The sequence below is a fragment of the Streptomyces changanensis genome (assembly GCF_024600715.1).
Lineage (GTDB): Bacteria > Actinomycetota > Actinomycetes > Streptomycetales > Streptomycetaceae > Streptomyces > Streptomyces changanensis.
This window is the reverse complement of sequence record NZ_CP102332.1, coordinates 4,779,224-4,799,108: the sequence shown is the minus strand read 5'-3', so window position 1 is coordinate 4,799,108 and position 19,885 is coordinate 4,779,224. Positions and strand designations below refer to the sequence as shown.

The 19,885-nt window shown below is 74.6% G+C and carries 13 protein-coding genes; 6 read left to right on the top strand and 7 right to left on the bottom strand.

Annotated features, from left to right (window positions below; genetic code table 11):
• Positions 1–41: 41 nt before the first annotated feature.
• Entirely contained in the window at positions 42–1,673 is a 1,632-nt protein-coding gene (gene pruA / locus NRO40_RS21325; protein ID WP_058942268.1) for an L-glutamate gamma-semialdehyde dehydrogenase, read from the bottom strand.
• A 16-nt stretch (positions 1,674–1,689) separates the two neighbouring features.
• Positions 1,690–2,616, bottom strand: coding sequence for a proline dehydrogenase family protein (locus tag NRO40_RS21320; RefSeq protein ID WP_058942267.1), 927 nt, complete (start codon positions 2,614–2,616; stop codon positions 1,690–1,692).
• A 185-nt stretch (positions 2,617–2,801) separates the two neighbouring features.
• Here NRO40_RS21320 and NRO40_RS21315 point away from each other — a divergent pair, with 185 nt between their 5' ends.
• The 6 genes from NRO40_RS21315 to NRO40_RS21290 all read left to right on the top strand — a co-directional run bounded on the left by NRO40_RS21315 (position 2,802) and on the right by NRO40_RS21290 (position 10,978).
• Positions 2,802–4,070 (top strand): PucR family transcriptional regulator, encoded by a 1,269-nt coding sequence (locus NRO40_RS21315; protein ID WP_257375476.1) that lies wholly within the window; start codon positions 2,802–2,804, stop codon positions 4,068–4,070.
• A 267-nt stretch (positions 4,071–4,337) separates the two neighbouring features.
• Positions 4,338–5,825 (top strand): ABC transporter substrate-binding protein, encoded by a 1,488-nt coding sequence (locus NRO40_RS21310; RefSeq protein ID WP_058945391.1) that lies wholly within the window; start codon positions 4,338–4,340, stop codon positions 5,823–5,825.
• 146 nt (positions 5,826–5,971) lie between these two features.
• Complete coding sequence (locus NRO40_RS21305; RefSeq protein WP_058945394.1) at positions 5,972–7,678, top strand: ABC transporter permease subunit; 1,707 nt, start codon at positions 5,972–5,974, stop codon at positions 7,676–7,678.
• An 11-nt stretch (positions 7,679–7,689) separates the two neighbouring features.
• Positions 7,690–9,054, top strand: a complete 1,365-nt coding sequence (locus NRO40_RS21300; protein ID WP_232791296.1) for an ABC transporter ATP-binding protein — start codon at positions 7,690–7,692, stop codon at positions 9,052–9,054.
• Complete coding sequence (locus NRO40_RS21295; protein ID WP_058945392.1) at positions 9,051–9,731, top strand: ATP-binding cassette domain-containing protein; 681 nt, start codon at positions 9,051–9,053, stop codon at positions 9,729–9,731. Before NRO40_RS21300 ends, NRO40_RS21295 begins: the two co-directional genes overlap by 4 nt.
• Positions 9,728–10,978, top strand: coding sequence for an MFS transporter (locus NRO40_RS21290; RefSeq protein WP_058945393.1), 1,251 nt, complete (start codon positions 9,728–9,730; stop codon positions 10,976–10,978). Before NRO40_RS21295 ends, NRO40_RS21290 begins: the two co-directional genes overlap by 4 nt.
• A 147-nt stretch (positions 10,979–11,125) precedes the next feature.
• Here the strand turns inward: NRO40_RS21290 and serA are convergent, their stop codons facing one another.
• The 5 genes from serA to NRO40_RS21265 form a co-directional block, all read right to left on the bottom strand.
• Positions 11,126–12,724, bottom strand: coding sequence for a phosphoglycerate dehydrogenase (serA, locus tag NRO40_RS21285; protein ID WP_257375475.1), 1,599 nt, complete (start codon positions 12,722–12,724; stop codon positions 11,126–11,128).
• Positions 12,725–13,136: 412 nt separating this feature from the next.
• Positions 13,137–14,138, bottom strand: coding sequence for a ketol-acid reductoisomerase (gene ilvC, locus NRO40_RS21280; RefSeq protein WP_058945527.1), 1,002 nt, complete (start codon positions 14,136–14,138; stop codon positions 13,137–13,139).
• 92 nt (positions 14,139–14,230) lie between these two features.
• Positions 14,231–14,755, bottom strand: a complete 525-nt coding sequence (gene ilvN / locus NRO40_RS21275) for an acetolactate synthase small subunit (protein ID WP_257375474.1) — start codon at positions 14,753–14,755, stop codon at positions 14,231–14,233.
• A gap of 35 nt (positions 14,756–14,790) precedes the next feature.
• Complete coding sequence (locus NRO40_RS21270) at positions 14,791–16,644, bottom strand: acetolactate synthase large subunit (protein WP_058942673.1); 1,854 nt, start codon at positions 16,642–16,644, stop codon at positions 14,791–14,793.
• 244 nt (positions 16,645–16,888) lie between these two features.
• On the bottom strand, positions 16,889–19,762 hold the full coding sequence (locus NRO40_RS21265; protein ID WP_058942672.1) for a putative bifunctional diguanylate cyclase/phosphodiesterase: 2,874 nt from the start codon (positions 19,760–19,762) through the stop codon (positions 16,889–16,891).
• Positions 19,763–19,885 lie beyond the last annotated feature (123 nt).

The window sequence follows — 19,885 nt, the reverse complement described above, 5'->3', positions numbered from 1 at the left end:
CGGCGTGGGGGCCGGAGGGGGGCGGTGTCGGGGGGCGGAGGTCAGCCCATGTGCGGGTACGTGTAGTCCGTCGGCGCGACCAGCGTCTCCTTGATGGCGCGGGTCAGCGTCCAGCGCATGAGGTTCTGCGGGGCGCCGGCCTTGTCGTTCGTACCGGAGGCGCGGCCGCCGCCGAAGGGCTGCTGGCCGACGACGGCGCCGGTCGACTTGTCGTTGATGTAGAAGTTGCCCGCGGCGTACCGCAGCTTCTCCATCGTGTACGCGGCGGCGGCGCGGTCCTTGGCGATGACCGAGCCGGTCAGGGCGTACGCCGACACGGCCTCCATCTGCTCCAGCATCGCGTCGTACTGGTCGTCCTCGTAGACGTACACCGCGAGGAAGGGGCCGAAGTACTCGGTGGTGAAGACCTCGTTGGCCGGGTCGTTGCACTCGACGACGGTCGGGCGGACGAACCAGCCGACGGAGTCGTCGTACGTGCCGCCGGCGACGATGGTGCACGTCGGGTCGGCCTTCGCGCGGTCGATGGCGGCCTTGTTCTTGGCGAAGGCCCGCTCGTCGATGACGGCGCCGACGAAGTTCGTCAGGTCGGTGACGTCACCCATCTTGATGCCGTCGACCTCGGCCGCGAACTCCTCCTTGAAGCCGGAGTTCCAGATCGAGGCCGGGATGTACGCGCGCGAGGTCGCCGAGCACTTCTGGCCCTGGTACTCGAAGGCGCCGCGGGTCAGCGCGGTCTTCAGGACGGCGCGGTCGGCGCTCGGGTGGGCGACGACGAAGTCCTTGCCACCGGTCTCGCCGACGATGCGCGGGTAGCCGCGGTACTTCTCGATGTTGGCGCCGACCGTCTTCCACAGGTGCTGGAAGGTCTTGGTGGAGCCGGTGAAGTGGATGCCCGCGAGCTCCGGGTGGTTCAGCGCGACCTCGGAGACGGCGATGCCGTCGCCCGTCACCAGGTTGATGACGCCCTTCGGCAGACCGGCCTCCTCCAGCAGCTCCATGAGCAGCACGGCGGCGTGGGTCTGCGTCGGGGACGGCTTCCAGACCACCACGTTGCCCATGAGGGCGGGGGCGGTGGGGAGGTTGCCCGCGATGGCGGTGAAGTTGAACGGCGTGATCGCGTAGACGAAGCCCTCCAGCGGGCGGTGGTCCAGGCGGTTCCACACCCCGGGGGCGTTGGCCGGCGGCTGCTCGGCAAGCAGGTCGCGGGCGTACTTGACGTTGAAGCGCCAGAAGTCGACGAGCTCGCACGGGGTGTCGATCTCGGCCTGCTGGACCGTCTTGGACTGGCCGAGCATGGTCGAGGCGGCCATGGTCTCGCGCCACGGGCCGGCCAGCAGCTCGGCGGCGCGCAGGATGATCGCCGCGCGGTCGTCGAAGGACATCGAGCGCCACGCCGGGGCGGCGGCGAGGGCCGCGTCGATGGCGTCCTGGGCGTCCGCCTGGGTGGCGCCGGCGAAGGTGCCGAGGACCTTGGCGTGGTTGTGCGGCTGCACGACGTCCACGCGCTCACCGCCGCCCATCCGCTTGACGCCGCCGATGGTCATCGGCAGGTCGATGGGGTTCTCGGCGAGCTCCTTGAGCTTGGCCTCGAGACGGATGCGCTCGGCCGAGCCGGGGGCGTAGGTGTGGACCGGCTCGTTGACCGGAGCGGGGACCTGGGTCACAGCGTCCATGAGTTCCGTAACTCCTTCAGTTCTTGGTGATCATCGAGCGGACGAAGAACAGCAGGTTGGCCGGCTTCTCCGCGAGGCGGCGCATGAAGTACCCGTACCAGTCGGTTCCGTACGCGGTGTAGACGCGCATCCGGTGCCCCTCGGCGGCGAGCCGGACGTGCTCCTCGCTGCGGATCCCGTAGAGCATCTGGAACTCGTACTCGTCCAGTTTGCGCCCGTGGCGGCGGGCGAGCTCCTGGGTGATGGCGATGAGCCGCGGGTCGTGCGAGCCGATCATGGGGTAGCCGCTGCCCGCCATGAGGGTCCCGAGGACGCGGACGTACGCCTTGTCGATCTCCGTCCTGTCCTGGTACGCGACGGAGGCCGGCTCCTTGTAGGCGCCCTTCACGATCCGCACGCGGCTGCCGTTCGCGGCGAGGCGGCGGGCGTCCTCCTCGGTGCGGAAGAGGTACGCCTGGATGACGCAGCCGGTCTGCGGGAAGTCCTTCCGCAGCTCCTCGTGGATGGCGAACATCGAGTCCAGGGTGGTGTGGTCCTCGGCGTCCAGGGTGACCGTGGTGCCGATCTCCGCCGCGGCCTCGACGACGGGGCGGACGTTGGCGAGGGCGAGCTCGTGCCCGTTCTCCAGCGCCTGGCCGAACATCGACAGCTTGACGGACATCTCCGCCCGCGCGCCCAGGCCGAGGGGCTTCAGCCGCTCGATCAGCCGCAGGTAGGCGTCGCGGGCGGCGGTGGCCTGCCCGGGGGTGGTGATGTCCTCGCCGACGACGTCGAGGGTGACCTCCAGGCCCTTGCCGGCGAGCTCCGTGACGATGGGGATGACCTGGTCGACCGTCTCACCGGGGATGAACCGGTTGACGACCGGCTTGGTCACCGGGGCCGCCGACACGATGCGGCGCATCTTGTCACTGCGCGAAGCGGCGAGGATCACGGGACCCAGCACGGGGCACCTCCAACGAACACGGAATGGGGAACAGGACGGACACGGCCGCTGTCCGACGCTGCGGAAACGGCACGGAGAACCACCGTGAAACCTAAGGATCGCCCCGGACGCGGGCCATCGACAGCTGTCACGCATCCGTGCCGCGGATCTCAGACATCTGTCTGAAGGGGTGGCAGAATGTCCGGGTGAAGGCCGATTACCAAGAACTGGTCGACGAGATCTCGGCGCTCCTGGGCGCCCCGGCCACGCTGGAGAACCGGGACTTCGGCCTGATCGCCTTCGGCGCGCACGACAGCGACGACGCCTCGGCGATGGACCCGGTCCGCACCCGTTCGATCCTGACCCGCAAGTCCACCCCCGCGGTGCGCGCGTGGTTCGAGGGGTTCGGCATCGCCCGGGCGACCGGCCCGGTGCGCATCCCGGCCGCGCCGGAGGCGGGTGTATACCGCGACCGCCTCTGCCTGCCCGTCCGCCACCGCGGCGTCGTCCTCGGCTACGTGTGGCTGCTCGACGCCTCGCCGGGCCCCGCGCCGGATCGGCTCGCCGCGGCCATGGAGGTGGCCGCGCGCGTCGGGGCCCTGCTCGCCGACGAGGAGCGGGCGTCCGCGGACCTGTCACGGGAGCTCCGGGCCGCGCTCACCGCCGAGCCGGACTGGCGGCTCGACCTGGCGCTGGCCGCCCTGCGCGCGGCGCTCGGGCCGGGTGCCGAGGGGCTGCACGCCGTGGTGTGCGTCGCCCCCTGGCCGGGCGGCGACGGCCCGCCGGTCCGTGTGGCCCCCGGAGCGGCGGCGCTGTGCACGGTGCCGTGGCCCGCGCCGGGCGGGCGGGAGGCGGGCGCCGCGGCGGGCGGGCGCTCCTCGGGTGGCCGCGCCGCGGGCGGGCGCGGCCCGGGCGGCGGGTCCGGCGGGCGGGAGGCGGGCGCCGCGGCGGGCGGGCCCTTCCCCGGCCGGCACGCGGTGGCCGCGCTGGTGCGGCTGCGGTCGGCCGAGGCCCTGTCCCCCGCCACGACCGCCGGCGCCCGGCTGTGCGACGCGGCCGGTCCGGGCGCCGTCGCGGGGATCGCCGGGCCGCGGCGCGGGCTGGCGGAGCTGCCGGCGGCCTGGGCGGAGGCCACGGCGGCGGCCCGTGCGGCGCTCGCCGAACCGCGGCTGGGCCCGGTCGCGCCCTGGTCGTCCGTCGGCCCGTACCGGCTCCTCACCGCGCTGCCCGCGGCGGCCCGCGACGACGCCGCCGTGCGGCCGCTGCTGGCCCCCGTCCACGCCGAACTGGCGCGCACGGCAGAGACGTTCCTCGACTGCGCGGGCCAGGCGGGGCGCACGGCGGCCGCCCTCGGCATCCACCGGCAGACGCTCTACTACCGCCTCTCCCGCGTCGAGCAGCTGACCGGCCTCGACCTGGACAGCGGGGAGGACCGGCTGCTGCTGCACATGGTCCTGAAGGCGCGCGCCCTGTAGCGGTCCCGACGCCGGGCGGGCGCCCGTCCCGCAGGGCCGCGGGTGTCGGGCAGGACGGGACACGACAGGCAGGCGGGTGGGGTCCCGGGCGCGAGAGCGGCGGGTGCCGGGCGGGAGGGCTTGGGCGGGAGCCGGGCGGCCGGGGCCGGGCGGGGACGGGCCAGGGGCGGAGCCGGGCGGCAGGGCCGGTTGGGCACGTTGTTGAAAACCGTAATCATTTGCTACGGTCCAGGCATCCCCGCCCCACCGCCCCCGAAGGGTGCCCCCGTGCGTCGTCCCCTCCTGTCCGCGCTCGCGCTGACCTCCGCGTCCGTGCTGCTCACCGGCTGCTTCGCGGCGGCACCGGACGGTGGCGGCACCGCACGCGGCCAGGACGGGCGCGTCCGCGTCGCGATGATGAACCCGCCGCGGTCCGGACTGTCGCCCCTCTCCGACGACGCCTTCAAGCTGTCCCGCTGGTCCACCGCCGAGACCCTGGTCGTCCTCGACGCCGAGGGCGACGCGCGCCCCGCCCTCGCCACCTCGTGGAAGCAGCACGGCACCAGCTGGACCTTCACCCTCCGCGACGGCGTGACCTTCCACGACGGCACCCCGCTCACCGCCCGCGACGTCGAACGCTCCCTCACCCGGGCGGCCACCGCCTCCCCCAAGCCCCGCATCCTCGACGGCGTACGGCTCGGCGTGCGGGCCTCCGGCCGGACGGTCACCCTCACCACCGCCGCCCCCGACCCCCTCCTCCCCCAGCGGCTCAGCTCCCCGCAGCTGTCGGTCCTCTCCGCCCGGGCGTACCGGGGGAAGACGGTCGACCCGGTCGGCACCGGCACCGGCGCCTTCCGTCTCACCCGCGTCGACGGCACCACCTCCGCCTCCCTCGACCGTTACGACGGCTACTGGGGCGGCAGGGCGAAGGCGGCCGGCATCGACGTGACGTTCGTCCCCGACGGCACCGCACGCGCCGCCGCGCTGCGCACCGGCGAGGCGGACATCGTGGAGGCCGTACCGGTCTCCCAGGCCGCCCTGCTCGACCAGGACCTCGTCACCGAGGTCCCCATGCCCCGCACCAACACCCTGTACCTCAACACCCGCAAGGGCCCCTTCCGCGACCCGGCGCTGCGGGCCGCAGCGCGCCGGGCCATCGACGCCCGGCCGCTGGTCGAGGGCGTGTACGAAGGCCGTGCCGACCTCGCCGAGGGGCTGCTCGGACCGGCCGTCACCTGGGCCGACGGCCTGCGCCCCACCCGTACCCCCGCCCCGGCGGGCGACCCCGACGGGGCCGTGATCACCATCGGTACCTTCACCGACCGCGCCGAGCTGCCCGAGGTCGCGCAGGCGCTCCAGCAGCAGCTGCGGGCCGCCGGCTTCACGGTGCGGCTGGACGTGCGCGAGTACGCCGCCATCGAGGCCGACGCGCTGGCCGGCGCGTTCGACGCGTTCCTCCTCTCCCGCGCCACCGTCCTGGACTCGGGCGACCCCGCCGCCTACCTGTTCAGCGACTTCTCCTCCGAGGGCTCCTTCAACCTCTCCCAGCTCGCCGACCCGGGCGTCGACGCCGCCCTGCGCAAGGCCGCCGACGCGCCCGCCGGCGACACCCGCCGCAGGGCGGTCATGGCGGCGGAGGCGGCGGTCCTGGCCACCGACGCCGCGGTCCCGCTGCTGCACGAGCGGGTCGTCCAGGGCGACGCCGCCGGTGTCGTGGGCGCCGCGCACGACCCGCGCGAGCGGCTGCTCGTCACGCCCGACACGTACGTCAAGTGAGCACCGCCCGCCCACGGCCCCGGGGCACGGCCGCCGGCGCCCGCCGGCCCGGGACCGCGGCCACCGCCCGTCGGCGCGGAACCACGGCCGCCACCCGCCCCCGGCGCGGGGTCGCCACCACCGTCCGGGTCCTCGCCCTCGCCGCGGTGCTCGCCGCCGTCGGCCTGCTGCCCTGGCTCTCCGGCCGCGACCCGGCCCTCACGGTGCTGCGCGCCAGGTCCGCCGAACAGGAGCCGACCGCAGAGGCGCTCGCCGCCGTCCGCGCCGACCTCGGGCTCGACGCCGGCCCGCTGACCCTGCTCGGCACCTGGCTCCGCGGACTGCCCGGCGGCGACCTCGGCACCTCCTGGGTCTCCGGCGCCGACGTCCTGCCGTCCGTCGCCGCGGGCCTGCGGGTGTCGCTGGGGCTGATGGGCGCCGCGCTCGGCGTGGCACTGGTGGTCGCCGCCGTGCTCGCCGCGCCGACCCTGGTCCGCGGGCGCGGCACGTCTGGCGCCGTCGCCGCGGTGCTCGCCGCCCTGCCGGAGTTCCTCCTCGCCGCGGTGCTCCTCGTCGTCGGCGCGGTCTGGCTCGGCTGGTTCCCCTCGGCGGGCTGGCGGGGCCCGGCCCACCTCGTCCTGCCGGCCCTCGCCCTGGGCGTACCGGCCGGGGGGCTGCTGGGGCGGCTGGCCGCCGACGCGATCCCGGCCGTGCTCGGTGAACGGTGGGTCGAGCTGTGGCGCGGCTCCGGGGTGAGCCGCGCCCGGATCACCCTGGCCGCGCTGCGGCGGGCCCTGCCGCCGCTGGTCCCGCAGTGCGGCATGGTCGTGGTCGGGCTCACCGGGGGCGCGGTCGCCGTCGAGACGGTGTTCGCGGTGCCCGGGATCGGCCGTACGGCGCTGGGCGCGGCCCGGTCGCAGGACCTGCCGCTCCTCCAGGGCGCCGTCCTCGCCCTGCTGCTGCTCGGTCTGTCGGTCGGCGCGGCGGCGGCGCTCGTACGCCACCGGCTGCTCGGCCCCGGGCTGCGCGACGCCGCCCTGGCCCCTCCCCCGCCCCGGCGCGTGCGGATCGGGCCCGCCGTGCCCGCCGTACTGGCCGCCGTGCTGGTGGCGGTGGTCGCCTGGGGGCTGCTGCGCGACCCGTACACCGTCGACACGGCGGCCCGGCTCGCCCCGCCGTCGCCGGCGCACCCCCTCGGCACGGACGGCCTCGGGCGGGACGTGCTGGCCCGGCTCGGCCACGGCGCCGCCTCGACCGCCGGGACGGCCGCCGCCGTGTGCGCGCTGAGCCTCGTCGTCGCGCTGCTGCTCGGCTTCCTCCCCGGGGTGGCCGCCGGAGCCGCGGACGTCGCCAACGCCCTGCCGCCGGTGGTCGTCGGCATCCTCGTCGCGGCGGTGGCCGGGCCCGGCACCGGCGGCGCGGCGACCGCCGTGGCCCTGGTCTCCTGGCCGCCGCTGGCCGCGCACGCCGCCGCGCTCGTCCAGGAGGTCCGCGCGTCGGGCTTCCTGCTGGCGCAGCGCGCGATCGGCGCCGGGCCCGGCTGGGTGCTGACCCGGCACGTGCTGCCGTCGGTGGCCGGGCCGGTCGCCCGCCACGCCGTGCTGCGGCTGCCGGGCGTCGCGCTGGCCCTGGCCTCCCTCGGCTTCCTCGGCCTCGGCGCCCCGCCGCCCTCCCCCGAGTGGGGGCTGCTGCTCGACGAGTCGCGGGCGTACGTGGAGCGCGCCCCGTGGGCCGCGCTCGCCCCGGCGGTGGCCCTGGCGTGGCTCGCCGCGCTGGCGGTCTCGCTCGCCGCGTACGCCTCATCCGACCGCGCCCGCCCGGCCGGGCACCCCGGCGCGGCACCCCGCGTCCGCCCCCCGTCCCCCGCTCCGTAAGGCAGCACCGCGTGCCCACTGACGACCTCCCCGCGCCCACGGCCGGTGCCGACCACACCCCTGCCGGCGCCCCCACCGGTCCGTCCGGACCGCCGCCACCGCCGCCCGGCGACCGGTCCGCGGCCCCGTCCGAACCGCCACCCGCGGATGCGGCGCTCCCGCCCCACACCCACGGCGCCGGCCCGGCACCGGCCGACGCACCCGTCCCGCCCGTCGGTCCGCCCGTCGGCCCGCCCGCGCACCGGACGTCCCGGCCGTCCGTCGACCGGGGCGCGGACGCGACGGTGGCGCCGTCCGCCCACGCGTCCGCCCGCCCGCCCGCTCCCCCCTCCGCCGGCCCGACGGTCCCGGCGTCGTCCGTCCGCCCGACCGTCGACCCGGCCCTCCCGCCGCTCGTCTCCGTACGGGACCTGCGGATCTCCGTCGGCGGGGTCGAGGTCGTGCGGGGTGTGGGCTTCGACGTCCACGACGGCGAGGTGTTCGCCCTGGTCGGCGAGTCCGGTGCCGGCAAGTCCCTCACCGCGCGGTCCCTGCTGGGGCTCGCCCCGCCCGGGGCGCGGACGGCCGGCAGCGTCCGGCTGCGCGGGACCGAACTGGTCGGGGCGCGGCGCGCGCGGCTCGCCGCGCTGTGGGGCCGGCGCGTCTCCCTCGTCCCGCAGGACTCGCTCTCCGCCCTCTCCCCCGTCCACCCCGTCGGCGACCAACTCGCCGCCGCCGTACGGTCCGTGCGCGGCGTCTCCCGCGCCGCCGCGCGCGCCCGCGCGGCGGCCGCCCTGGACCGCGTCGGCGTCCCTGCCGCCCGCGCCGGGGCGTACCCGCACGAGCTGTCCGGCGGCATGCGCCAGCGGGCGGTCATCGCGATGGCGACCGTCAACGAACCCGACCTGCTCGTCGCCGACGAACCGACCACCGCGCTCGACCCCGACCGCCGCGCCCTGGTGCTGGAGCTGCTCGCCGAGCAGCGGGCGGCGACCGGTGCGGCGCTGGTCCTCGTCACCCACGACCTGGACGCCGTCCGCGACCACGCCGACCGGGTCCTCGTCCTGTACGCGGGACGGCACGTCGAGTCCGGAGCGGTGGCGACCGTTCTGGAGCGCCCCCGCGCCCCGTACACGGCCGGGCTCCTCGCCTGCCTCCCCACCGCGCCCCGGCCCGCGGCCGGCCGGAGCCGGTACCTGCCGACGATCGGCGGCGCGCCGCCCCCGCCGGGGGAACCGGCGACAGGCTGCGCGTTCGCGCCGCGCTGCCCGGCGGCCGACGCCGGATGCCGCGCGCGCACGCCCCTGCCGCGTCCGGTGGACGGCCGCGACGTCTCCTGCCACCGGGCCGAGCACCTGCCCGGAGCGCCCGGCGAGCTCTTCGCGGAGGCGCTGTGACCCCCCTGCTCGACGTCCGTGACCTGGTGGTCCGTCACGGCCCGGTGGTCGCGGTGGACGGCGTGTCGTTCTCGCTGGGCGCCGGGGAGACCCTGGCGCTGGTCGGCCCCTCCGGCTGCGGCAAGTCCTCGACGGCCACGGCCGTGCTCGGGCTGCGCCGCCCGGACGCGGGCGAGGTGTGGTTCGAGGGCCGCGAGATCACGCGCATGACGGAACGACAGCTCAGGCCCCTGCGCCCGGCGATGCAGCCGGTGTTCCAGGACCCCTACGGTTCGCTCAGCCCCCGCCTGCGCGTCCGCGACGCGGTCGCCGAACCGCTGCGCGTGCAGGGTCGCTGGGACCGGGAGACCGGGCCCGCCAGGGTCGCCGAGCTGCTGGAGACGGTGGGCCTCGACCCGGCGCTCGGGGACCGGCGGCCGTACGAGCTGTCCGGCGGCCAGTGCCAGCGCGCCGGCATCGCCCGGGCGCTGGCGAGCGACCCCCGCCTGCTGGTGCTGGACGAACCGGTGTCGGCGCTCGACCCGGGCGTCCGGGCGGGCGTGCTCAATCTGCTCGTGGACCTGCGGGAGCGGCTGGGCCTCGGGTGCCTGTTCATCTGCCACGACCCCGCGCTCGTACGCCACTTCGCCGACCGGGTGGCCGAGATGCGGGCCGGGCGGATCGAGCGGTTCTCGTGAGCCCCCTGGCGCGGCTGCTCGTCGGCAGCCAGTTCGCGTTCAACGTCGGCTTCTTCGCCGTGCTGCCCTACCTCGCCCAGCACCTGGGCGGCACGCTCGGCCTGGGCGGCTGGCTGGTGGGGCTGGTCCTCGGGCTGCGCACCTTCAGCCAGCAGGGGCTGTTCGTGGTGGGGGGCGCGCTCACCGACCGCTTCGGGCCGCGCCCGGTGGTCCTGGTCGGGTGCGCGCTGCGGGTGGCGGGGTTCGGGTGGCTCGCCGTCGCGGAGGCGGTGGGGGCGGTGGTCGGGGCGGTGGTGCTCGTCGGCTTCGCCGCGGCGCTGTTCTCGCCCGCCGTGGAGTCGGAGGTGGTCCGCGAGGCGGTGCGGCTGGAGCGGGCGACGGGCCTGCCCCGTACCCGGCTGCCGGCCCGGTTCGCCGCGGCGGGCCAGGCGGGCGCGCTGGCGGGGCCCGTCCTGGGGGCGGTCCTGCTGTCGGGCCGGTTCCGTGTGGCGTGTCTGGCGGGCGCGGTGGTCTTCGCGCTGGTGCTGGCCGGGCACGCGCGGCTGATGCCGCGCCGGCCCGGGACGGCGGGCCCGGAACGGACCGCGGCGAACGGTACGGGAGCGGATCGCACCGGCCCGGACCGTACGGAACCGGGGGCCGGGCCGGGCGCCGGCGGCGTCCTGCGCCACCGGGCGTTCCTGGGGCTGACGGCGGCGTACGCGGCCTACCTGCTCGCCTACAACCAGCTGTACCTGGCGCTCCCGGCCGAGGCGGACCGGGCCACGGGGTCGCAGACGGCCGTGGGGTGGCTGTTCGCGCTGTCGTCGGTGCTGGTCGTCGCCGGGCAGCTGCCGCTGGAGCGGTGGGTCGCCGCGCGCTGGTCCTGGCGGACGACGGTACGGGCCGGACTGGTGGTGGTCGCGGGCGCCTTCGCCGCCGCGGGGGCGCTGCGGCCGGTGGGCGGGCTGTGGTCGGCCGTGGTGTTCGTGGTGCTCCTGGCCGTCGGTCAGATGCTGGTGTCGCCGGCGGTCCGGGCCTGGCTGCCGGAGCTCGTGGACGAGCGGCGACTGGGCCTGTACACCGGCGCCATGTCGTCCCTCGCGGGGCTGGTGGTGCTGGTGGGAGGGGCGCCCGCCGGGGCGCTGCTGGCCGGCCCCTGGTACTGGCCGGTGTTCGCCGCGCTCACCCTGCTGGGCCTGGCGGCCGTTCCCCGCACCGGCGCGGCGGACCCGTCCCGCCGGCCCGCCCCCGCGCCCTCCGTCTGAGCGGGGCGCCCGCGACCGGGCCGTCCGGTCCACGCCGGGCGGAGACGCACCGGTGCCCCCGTCCGCGGATCGCGGACGGGGGCACCGGAGGGTCCGTCGGGCTCCCGACGCGGGCGCTCGACGCGGGGCGCCGGACGCCGGGCGGGCTCAGACCAGGTTGACCGAGCGGGCCGAGACGGCGCCGACCTCGTCGGCGAGCTCCGTGAGGACCGCCGGCGGCACCGTGTCGTCGACGGTGAGGACCGCCAGGGCCTCGCCGCCCTCCTCGGAGCGGGAGACCTGCATGCCGGCGATGTTGAGGCCGGCCTCGCCGAGGATGCGGCCGACGGTGCCGACGACACCGGGACGGTCCTCGTAGCGGAGGACGACCATGTGGTCGGCGAGCGCGAGGTCGACGTCGAAGTCGCCGACGGCGACGATCTTCTGGAGGTGCTTGGGCCCGACCAGCGTGCCGGATACGGCGACCTCCTCGCCGCTGCCGAGGGTGCCGCGGACGGTGAGGACGTTGCGGTGGTCGGGGGACTCGCTGCTCGTGGTGAGCCGCACCTCGACGCCGCGCTCCTGCGCGAACAGCGGGGCGTTGACGTAGCTGACCGTCTCGTCGACGACGTCCTCGAAGACGCCCTTGAGCGCCGACAGCTCCAGCACCTTGACGTCGTGCTGGGTGATCTCGCCGTACACCTCGACGTCGAGGCGGACCGCGACCTCGCCCGCCAGGGCGGTGAAGATCCGGCCGAGGCGCTCGGCCAGCGGCAGGCCCGGCTTGACGTCCTCGGCGATGACGCCGCCCTGGACGTTGACCGCGTCCGGGACCAGCTCGCCGGCGAGGGCGAGGCGCACCGAACGGGCCACCGCGACACCGGCCTTCTCCTGCGCCTCGTCCGTGGAGGCGCCGAGGTGCGGGGTGCAGACGACCTGGTCCAGCTCGAACAGCGGGGAGTCCGTGCAGGGCTCCTTCGCGTACACGTCCAGGCCGGCGCCCGCGACGCGGCCCTCCTTCAGCGCCGCGTACAGCGCCTCCTCGTCGACGATGCCGCCGCGCGCGGCGTTGACGATGCGGACGGTCGGCTTGACCTTGTGCAGCGCCTCATCACCGATGAGACCCAGCGTCTCGGGGGTCTTCGGGAGGTGGACGGTGATGAAGTCGGCGACCTCCAGCAGCTCGTCGAGGGAGAGCAGCTTGACGCCCATCTGCGCGGCGCGCGCCGGCTGGACGTAGGGGTCGTAGGCGACGACCTTCATCCCGAAGGCGGACATGCGCTGGGCGACCAGGACGCCGATGCGGCCGAGGCCGACGACGCCGAGGACCTTCTCGCTCAGCTCGACGCCGGTGTACTTGCTCCGCTTCCACTCGCCGTTCTTCAGCGCGGTGTTGGCCTGCGGGATGTTGCGGGCCGTGGCGACGAGCAGGCCGCAGGCGAGCTCGGCGGCGGTGACGATGTTGGACGTCGGGGCGTTGACGACCATCACGCCGGCCTTGGTGGCGGCGGAGACGTCGACGTTGTCCAGGCCGACGCCGGCGCGGGCGACGACCCGCAGCCGCTTCGCGGCGGCGATGGCCTCCGCGTCGACCTTGGTGGCGGAACGGACCAGGACGGCGTCGACGTCGGCGATGGCGGGGAGCAGCTCACCGCGGTCGGCACCGTTGCAGTGCCGGATCTCGAAGTCGGGGCCGAGCGCGTCGACGGTGGCGGGCGACAGCTCTTCAGCGATGAGTACAACCGGCTTATTCAGGTGCGAGCTCACGTGAGGTCCTCACAAGTCCAGTGCGGACGGCCGTCCCGACGGCCGCAGGCGGTGGAGGGGGCTTGCCGCGTGGAAGACGCACGACGCTGTGGGCCTGACGCGTATGGGTGTGCAGTGCTGCTGTCCGGGGCCGCCCCCGGTCTCCCGGGGCGCCCCGGGAACCCCCGAACCGCCGGGTACAAGGGCGCGGGAGTGAGCCTCAGTGTAGTGGCGGCGGCGGCTGATTTCTGCGCCTCGTCGGCAGGATCACCCACACGGGGCTGGACGCCGTGGACAAGCCCGGGCAGGGCGGGCACGGGCCCCGGACGGGCCCCGGGCCCGGCCGCCGGAAGGGCGGCGGGCGGGAGGGCCCGGTGACGGGGGGTGGGACGGCGGCGGGGCCGGGCGGTGTGCCCGGCCCCGCCGCGGCGGCTCACGCCTTGTCGTCGTCCACCCAGCTCATGAGCTTGCGCAGCTCCTTGCCGGTGGTCTCCAGCAGGTGCTCGGAGTCCTGCGTCTTGTACTCGTCGTACTTCTTCAGGCCGCCGTGGTACTCGTCCATCCAGTTCTTGGCGAAGGTGCCGTCCTGGATCTCGGAGAGGACCTTCTTCATCTCGGCCTTGGTGGCGTCGGTGACGATGCGGGGGCCCGTGACGTAGTCGCCCCACTCGGCGGTCTCGGAGACCGACCAGCGCATCTTCTCCAGGCCGCCCTCGTACATCAGGTCGACGATGAGCTTCAGCTCGTGGAGGCACTCGAAGTAGGCGATCTCCGGCTGGTAGCCCGCCTCCACCAGCGTCTCGAAGCCCGCCTTGACGAGCGCGGAGGCACCGCCGCAGAGCACGGCCTGCTCGCCGAAGAGGTCCGTCTCGGTCTCCTCGGTGAAGGTCGTCTTGATGACGCCCGCACGGGTGCCGCCGATGGCCTTGGCGTAGGAGAGGGCGAGCGCGAAGGCGTTGCCGGTGGCGTCCTGCTCGACGGCGGCGATCGCCGGGACGCCGCGGCCCTCCTCGTACTGACGGCGGACCAGGTGGCCCGGGCCCTTCGGGGCGACCAGGGCGACGTCGACGCCGGCCGGGGGCTTGATGAAGCCGAAGCGGACGTTGAAGCCGTGGGCGAAGAACAGCGCGTCGCCGTCCTTGAGGTTGCCCTTGATGGAGTCCTCGTAGACCTGGGCCTGGATCGGGTCCGGGATCAGGATCATGATGACGTCGGCCTCGGCGGCGGCCTCCGCCGGGGTCACCACACGCAGGCCCTGCTCCTCGGCCTTCGCCTTGGACGTGGAGCCCTCGTGCAGGCCGACGCGGACGTCGACACCGGAGTCGCGGAGCGACAGCGCGTGGGCGTGGCCCTGGCTGCCGTAACCGATCACCGCGACCTTGCGGCCCTGGATGATGGACAGGTCGGCGTCGTCGTCGTAGAACAGCTCGGCCACTGGGTTTCTCCTTGGGTGTTCGGTGGTGCGTCCCACCGTACGGTGGGCGGGGATGAGGGCGTCGGGGGGTCTCGCCACGCGGACTGCGCGGACTACGCCGAGCGGTCGAGGGCGCGCAGCGACCGGTCGGTGATGGACCGGGCACCACGCCCTATGGCGATCGTGCCCGACTGGACGAGCTCCTTGATGCCGAACTGCTCCAGCATCTTCAGCATCGCCTCCAGCTTGTCACTCGATCCGGTGGCCTCGATGGTCACCGCCTCGGGCGAGACGTCCACGGTCTTGGCGCGGAACAGCTGGACGATCTCGACGATCTGGGAGCGCGTCTCGTTGTCGGCGCGGACCTTCACCAGGACGAGTTCGCGCGCGATGGCGGCGCTGGGCTCCAGCTCGACGATCTTCAGCACGTTGACCAGCTTGTTGAGCTGCTTGGTCACCTGCTCCAGCGGCAGGTCCTCGACGTTGACCACGATGGTGATGCGGGAGATGTCGGGGTGCTCGGTGACGCCGACGGCGAGCGAGTCGATGTTGAAGCCGCGGCGGGAGAAGAGCGCGGCGATCCGGGCGAGGATGCCGGGGGTGTTCTCCACCAGGACGGAGAGCGTGTGCTTGGACATGTGTCTCGTACCTTTCATGACTGCTCTCTGACGCCTCAGTCGTCTTCGCTGTCGCCGAAGTCGGGGCGGACCCCGCGGGCGGCCATGACCTCGTCGTTGGAGGTGCCGGCGGCGACCATCGGCCACACCTGGGCGTCCTCGTGGACGATGAAGTCGACGACGACCGGGCGGTCGTCGATGGCGTTGGCCTCGGCGATGACCTTGTCCAGGTCCTCGGGGCGCTCGCAGCGCAGGGCGACACAGCCCATGGCCTCGGACAGCTTCACGAAGTCGGGGATGCGGGTGCCGGCGCTCGGCTGCCTGCCGTCCGCCTCCGGGCCGGAGTGCAGGACGGTGTTGGAGTAGCGCTGGTTGTAGAAGAGGGTCTGCCACTGGCGGACCATCCCGAGGGCGCCGTTGTTGATGATGGCGACCTTGATCGGGATGTTGTTGAGGGCGCAGGTGACCAGTTCCTGGTTGGTCATCTGGAAGCAGCCGTCGCCGTCGATGGCCCAGACCGTGCGGTCCGGGGCGCCCGCCTTGGCGCCCATGGCCGCCGGGACGGCGTACCCCATGGTCCCGGCGCCGCCGGAGTTCAGCCAGGTGGCCGGCTCGTCGTACTGGATGAAGTGGGCGGCCCACATCTGGTGCTGTCCGACGCCCGCGGCGAAGATCGTGCCGGCCGGGGCGAGCCGGCCGATGCGCTCGATGACCTGCTGGGGGGCGAGACTGCCGTCCTCGGGCTGGTCGTAGCCGAGCGGGTAGGTCTCGCGCCAGCGGTTCAGGTCCTTCCACCAGCCGGTGTAGTCACCGGTGTTGCCGGCGGTGTGCTCGGCCTGGACGGCCTGGACCAGGTCGGCGATGACCTCGCGGGCGTCGCCGACGATCGGGACGTCGGCGGCACGGTTCTTGCCGATCTCCGCCGGGTCGATGTCCGCGTGGACGATCTTGGCGAAGGGGGCGAAGCTGTCGAGCTTGCCGGTGACGCGGTCGTCGAAGCGGGCGCCGAGGGCGACGATCAGGTCGGCCTTCTGCAGGGCGGTGACGGCGGTGACCGCGCCGTGCATGCCGGGCATGCCGACGTGCAGCGGGTGCGAGTCGGGGAAGGCGCCGAGCGCCATCAGCGTGGTGGTGACCGGGGCGCCGGTCAGCTCGGCGAGGACCTTCAGCTCGGTGGTGGCGCCGGCCTTCAGGACGCCGCCGCCGACGTACAGGACGGGGCGCTTGGCGGCGGTGATCAGCTTCGCGGCCTCGCGGATCTGCTTGGCGTGCGGCTTGGTCACCGGGCGGTAGCCGGGCAGGTCGGTCTGCGGCGGCCAGCTGAAGGTGGTCTTCGCCTGCAGGGCGTCCTTGGAGATGTCGACGAGGACGGGGCCCGGGCGGCCGGTGGAGGCGATGTGGAAGGCCTCGGCGATGGTGCGCGGGATGTCGTCGGCCTTCGTGACCAGGAAGTTGTGCTTGGTGATCGGCATGGTGATGCCGCAGATGTCGGCTTCCTGGAAGGCGTCGGTGCCGATCGCCTTGGACGAGACCTGGCCGGTGATCGCGACGAGCGGGACGGAGTCCATGTGGGCGTCGGCGATGGGGGTGACGAGGTTGGTCGCGCCCGGGCCGGAGGTGGCCATGCAGACACCGACCTTGCCGGTGGCCTGGGCGTAGCCGGTGGCGGCGTGGCCCGCGCCCTGCTCGTGGCGGACCAGGACGTGGCGGACCCGGGTGGAGTCCATCATCGGGTCGTAGGCGGGGAGGATCGCGCCGCCGGGGATGCCGAACACCGTGTCGGCCCCGACTTCCTCGAGAGAGCGGATGAGGGACTGGGCGCCCGTGACGTGTTCGACGGTGGCGGAGGGCTGTCCGCCGGAACGGGGCCGCGGCTGCGGGTGGTGGGCCCCGGTGGCCTGCTCGGTCATCGCAATCTCTTCTCGGAGCTGAGGGTGGTGGCGAGGGTTTTCAGCGGGTCTGTCGGTGTGTGTCAAGGTCTGTCGTGAGGCGCCGATGCAACAAAAAACCCCTCGTGCCGTGAGGCAAGCGAGGGGAGCGCGCCGGTGTGGGTCCGCAGGGCCGTGGATCGGGACCTGCTCAGCCGACGCGCTTTCCAAGTACGAGAATTCGGGTGCGCATGGAACCGACCCTCCACCCGGCGCACCGTCAGTGTCAAGTGGGTGGGACACGCGTCTCATTATGTGAGCGCATCGACGGGAGGGCGCTGGGTGGGAGCGCGCCGCCGGTCAGCACGGGCAGGGGGATCCCGCCCGGTACGGGGAAGTCGTCCCGGACCAGGGCGCGCCGCAGCCGGTGCTCGTCGAGCGGCCCGGAGAAGGCCGCGCCCTGGGCGTGCGTGCAGCCCATGGCGCGCAGCGCGTGGACCTGTTCGGGGACGTCGACGCCCTCGGCCACGGACTGGAGCCCGAGGTCGCCGGCGATCCTGAGCAGTCCACTGGTGATCTTGTGCAGCCGGGCCGACTCGACCACGCCCTCCACCAGGCCCCGGTCCAGCTTCAGTATGTCCACCGGCAGCCGGCGCAGGGCGTTGATCGCGGCGTACCCGCTGCCGAACCCGTCGAGGGCGATGCGCACGCCGAGCCTGCGGAGGGCGACCAGGCGCTGTTCGAGGTCGTCGAAGGAGAGGCGCGGGTCGCTGTCGGCGAGCTCCACGATGAGCGCCCCGGAGGGCAGGCCGTGCCGGGCGAGAAGGGCCTCCACGGTGGCGAGGGGCGCGGACCGGTCGAGGAGGCGGCGGGCGGGGACGCGGACCGAGACGGGCGTGCGGTGGCCGAGGCGGTGCCGCTCGGCGGCCTGGGCGACGGCCTCCTCCATGAGCCACCGGGAGAGCTCGGCCGTGCGCTCGCCGCCGTCCTCGGTGACGCGGAGGAACTCGGCGGGGGTGAAGAGGATGCCCTGGGCGGAGCGCCAGCGGGCCTGGGCGGCGACGGCGGCGACCCGGCCGGTGGCGAGGTCGACGACGGGCTGGTGCAGGAGGGCGAACTCCCCGTCGTGCAGCGCGGTGCGCAGCCGTGCGGCCACCTCGGTCCGGCGGACGACCTCCGCCTGCATCTGCGGGGCGTACAGCTCGACGCGGTTCTTGCCGCCCGCCTTGGCGCGGTACATGGCGAGGTCGGCGTTGCGCAGGAGGTCGCCGGCGCTGATGCCGGGCTCGGCGAAGGCGACGCCGATGGACGCGGCGACCCGCACCTCCGAGCCGTCCACTTGGTACGGCTGGGAGAGGGTGAGGCGCAGCCGGTCGGCGATCTCGTGGACCTGGAACTCGCGGGCGGCCGGGTCGTGGCCGGCGTCGCCGGCGATGAGCGCGGCGAACTCGTCGCCGCCGAGCCTGGCGGCGGTGTCCCCGGCCCGCACGGACTCCTGGAGGCGGCGGGCGGCCTGGATGAGGAGCTCGTCGCCCGCCTGGTGGCCCAGGCGGTCGTTGACGCCCTTGAAGCCGTCCAGGTCGATGAAGAGCACGGCCGTGCCGGAGTCACCGCAGCGGCGGCCGCCGAGGGCCTGCCGGACGCGGTGGGTGAAGAGCGCGCGGTTGGGCAGGTCGGTGAGCGGGTCGTGTTCGGCGTTGTACTGGAGCTGCGCCTGGAGGCGGACCCGTTCGGTGACGTCGCGGCTGTTGAAGATGAGGCCGCCCTGGTGGCGGTTGACGGTGGACTCGACGTTGAGCCAGTCGCCGGTGCCCGACCGGAAGCGGCACTCGATGCGGGTCGTGGGCTCCTGCTCCGGCGAGGCGGCCAGGAACCGCCGCACCTCGTGGACGACGCCGCCGAGGTCGTCGGGGTGGATGAGGGCGGACAGCTCCGTGCCGACCAGTTCGTCGGCGTCGCGGCCGTAGACACCGGAGGCGGCGGGGCTCACGTAGCGCAGGACCCCGCTGGGCGCGGCGATCATGATGACGTCGCTGGAACCCTGCACGAGCGAGCGGAAGTGGCTCTCCTTCTGCGCCAGCTCCTGGGTGAGGGCGATGTTGTCCAGCAGCATGATCCCCTGCCGGACGACGAGGGCCAGCACGACCGTACAGCCGGTGAAGACGACGACGCGGTCCACTCGACGGCCCTCGATGACGGAGTACAGGATGCTGAGCGTGCACACCGCCGCGGCGAGGTACGGCGTGAGCGCGGCGAGCGACCCGGCGATGGGGCGGCTGGCGTGCCGCTGCGGGCGCGGGTCGCGCTGCGGGGGCGCCGCCTCGGGCGCCCCGCGGGGCCCCCAGGGGGCGTAGGCGAGGAGCAGGGAACCCGCGAACCAGCCGGCGTCGAGCAGTTGCCCGGAGCGGTAGGTGTCGCGCAGCAGCGGCGAGGTGAACAGCGCGTCGCACAGGACCGTCAGGGCGAGTGCCGCGATGGCGGTGTGGACCGCGGAGCGGTTCTCCTTGGAGCGGCAGAAGTGCAGCGCGAGCACCATGCTGACGAGCACGATGTCGAGGAGCGGGTAGGCGAGGGAGAGCGCCGTGCGGGCGACGCTCTCGCCCTCGAAACGCGCCGTGTGCGCGAGCGCGAGGCTCCAGGAGAGCGTGAGGAGGGAGCCGGCGATGAGCCACGAGTCGAGGCCGAGGCAGACCCAGCCGGCCCGGGTGACGGGGCGCTTGGCGAGGACCAGCAGGCCGACGATGGCCGGCGGCGCGAAGAGCAGGAAGAACAGGTCGGCGAGGGACGGGCTCGGGACCGGCCGGTCGAGCACCACCTCGTACCAGCCCCAGACCGCGTTGCCGCAGCCGGCCATGGCGGAGGAGAGCGCGAAGAGCATCCAGGCCGGGCGGAAGCGGCCGGCGTGTGCGCGCGCGTAGCGGAAGCAGGAGACGGCCGCGGCCAATGCCGCGGCACTCAGCCCGAAATCGCCCATGAACAGCGCCACTTCCTCCGAGCCCCAGCCGAACAGGGCCCCGACCGCGTACGCGGCGCACAGGAGGGCGAGGAGCAGCTGCCCCGGCGTACCGCCCGTGCCGCCCGGTCCGTCGCCGGGCCCTTCGCCCCGGCCGCCTCCGCCGGCGACCGGCCGGCGCTCGATGACCACGCCGGGGGCGCTCACCGGGAGGCCCCCGTCCGGATCGTGCCGGCGCGGGGGATCCGTCCGCCCCGCCGCCTCGGATCGTTGCTGGCTGGTCCGCGCATCGCCCGTCGCCCCCCTCGGATTCTGATCGGCCATCACGTC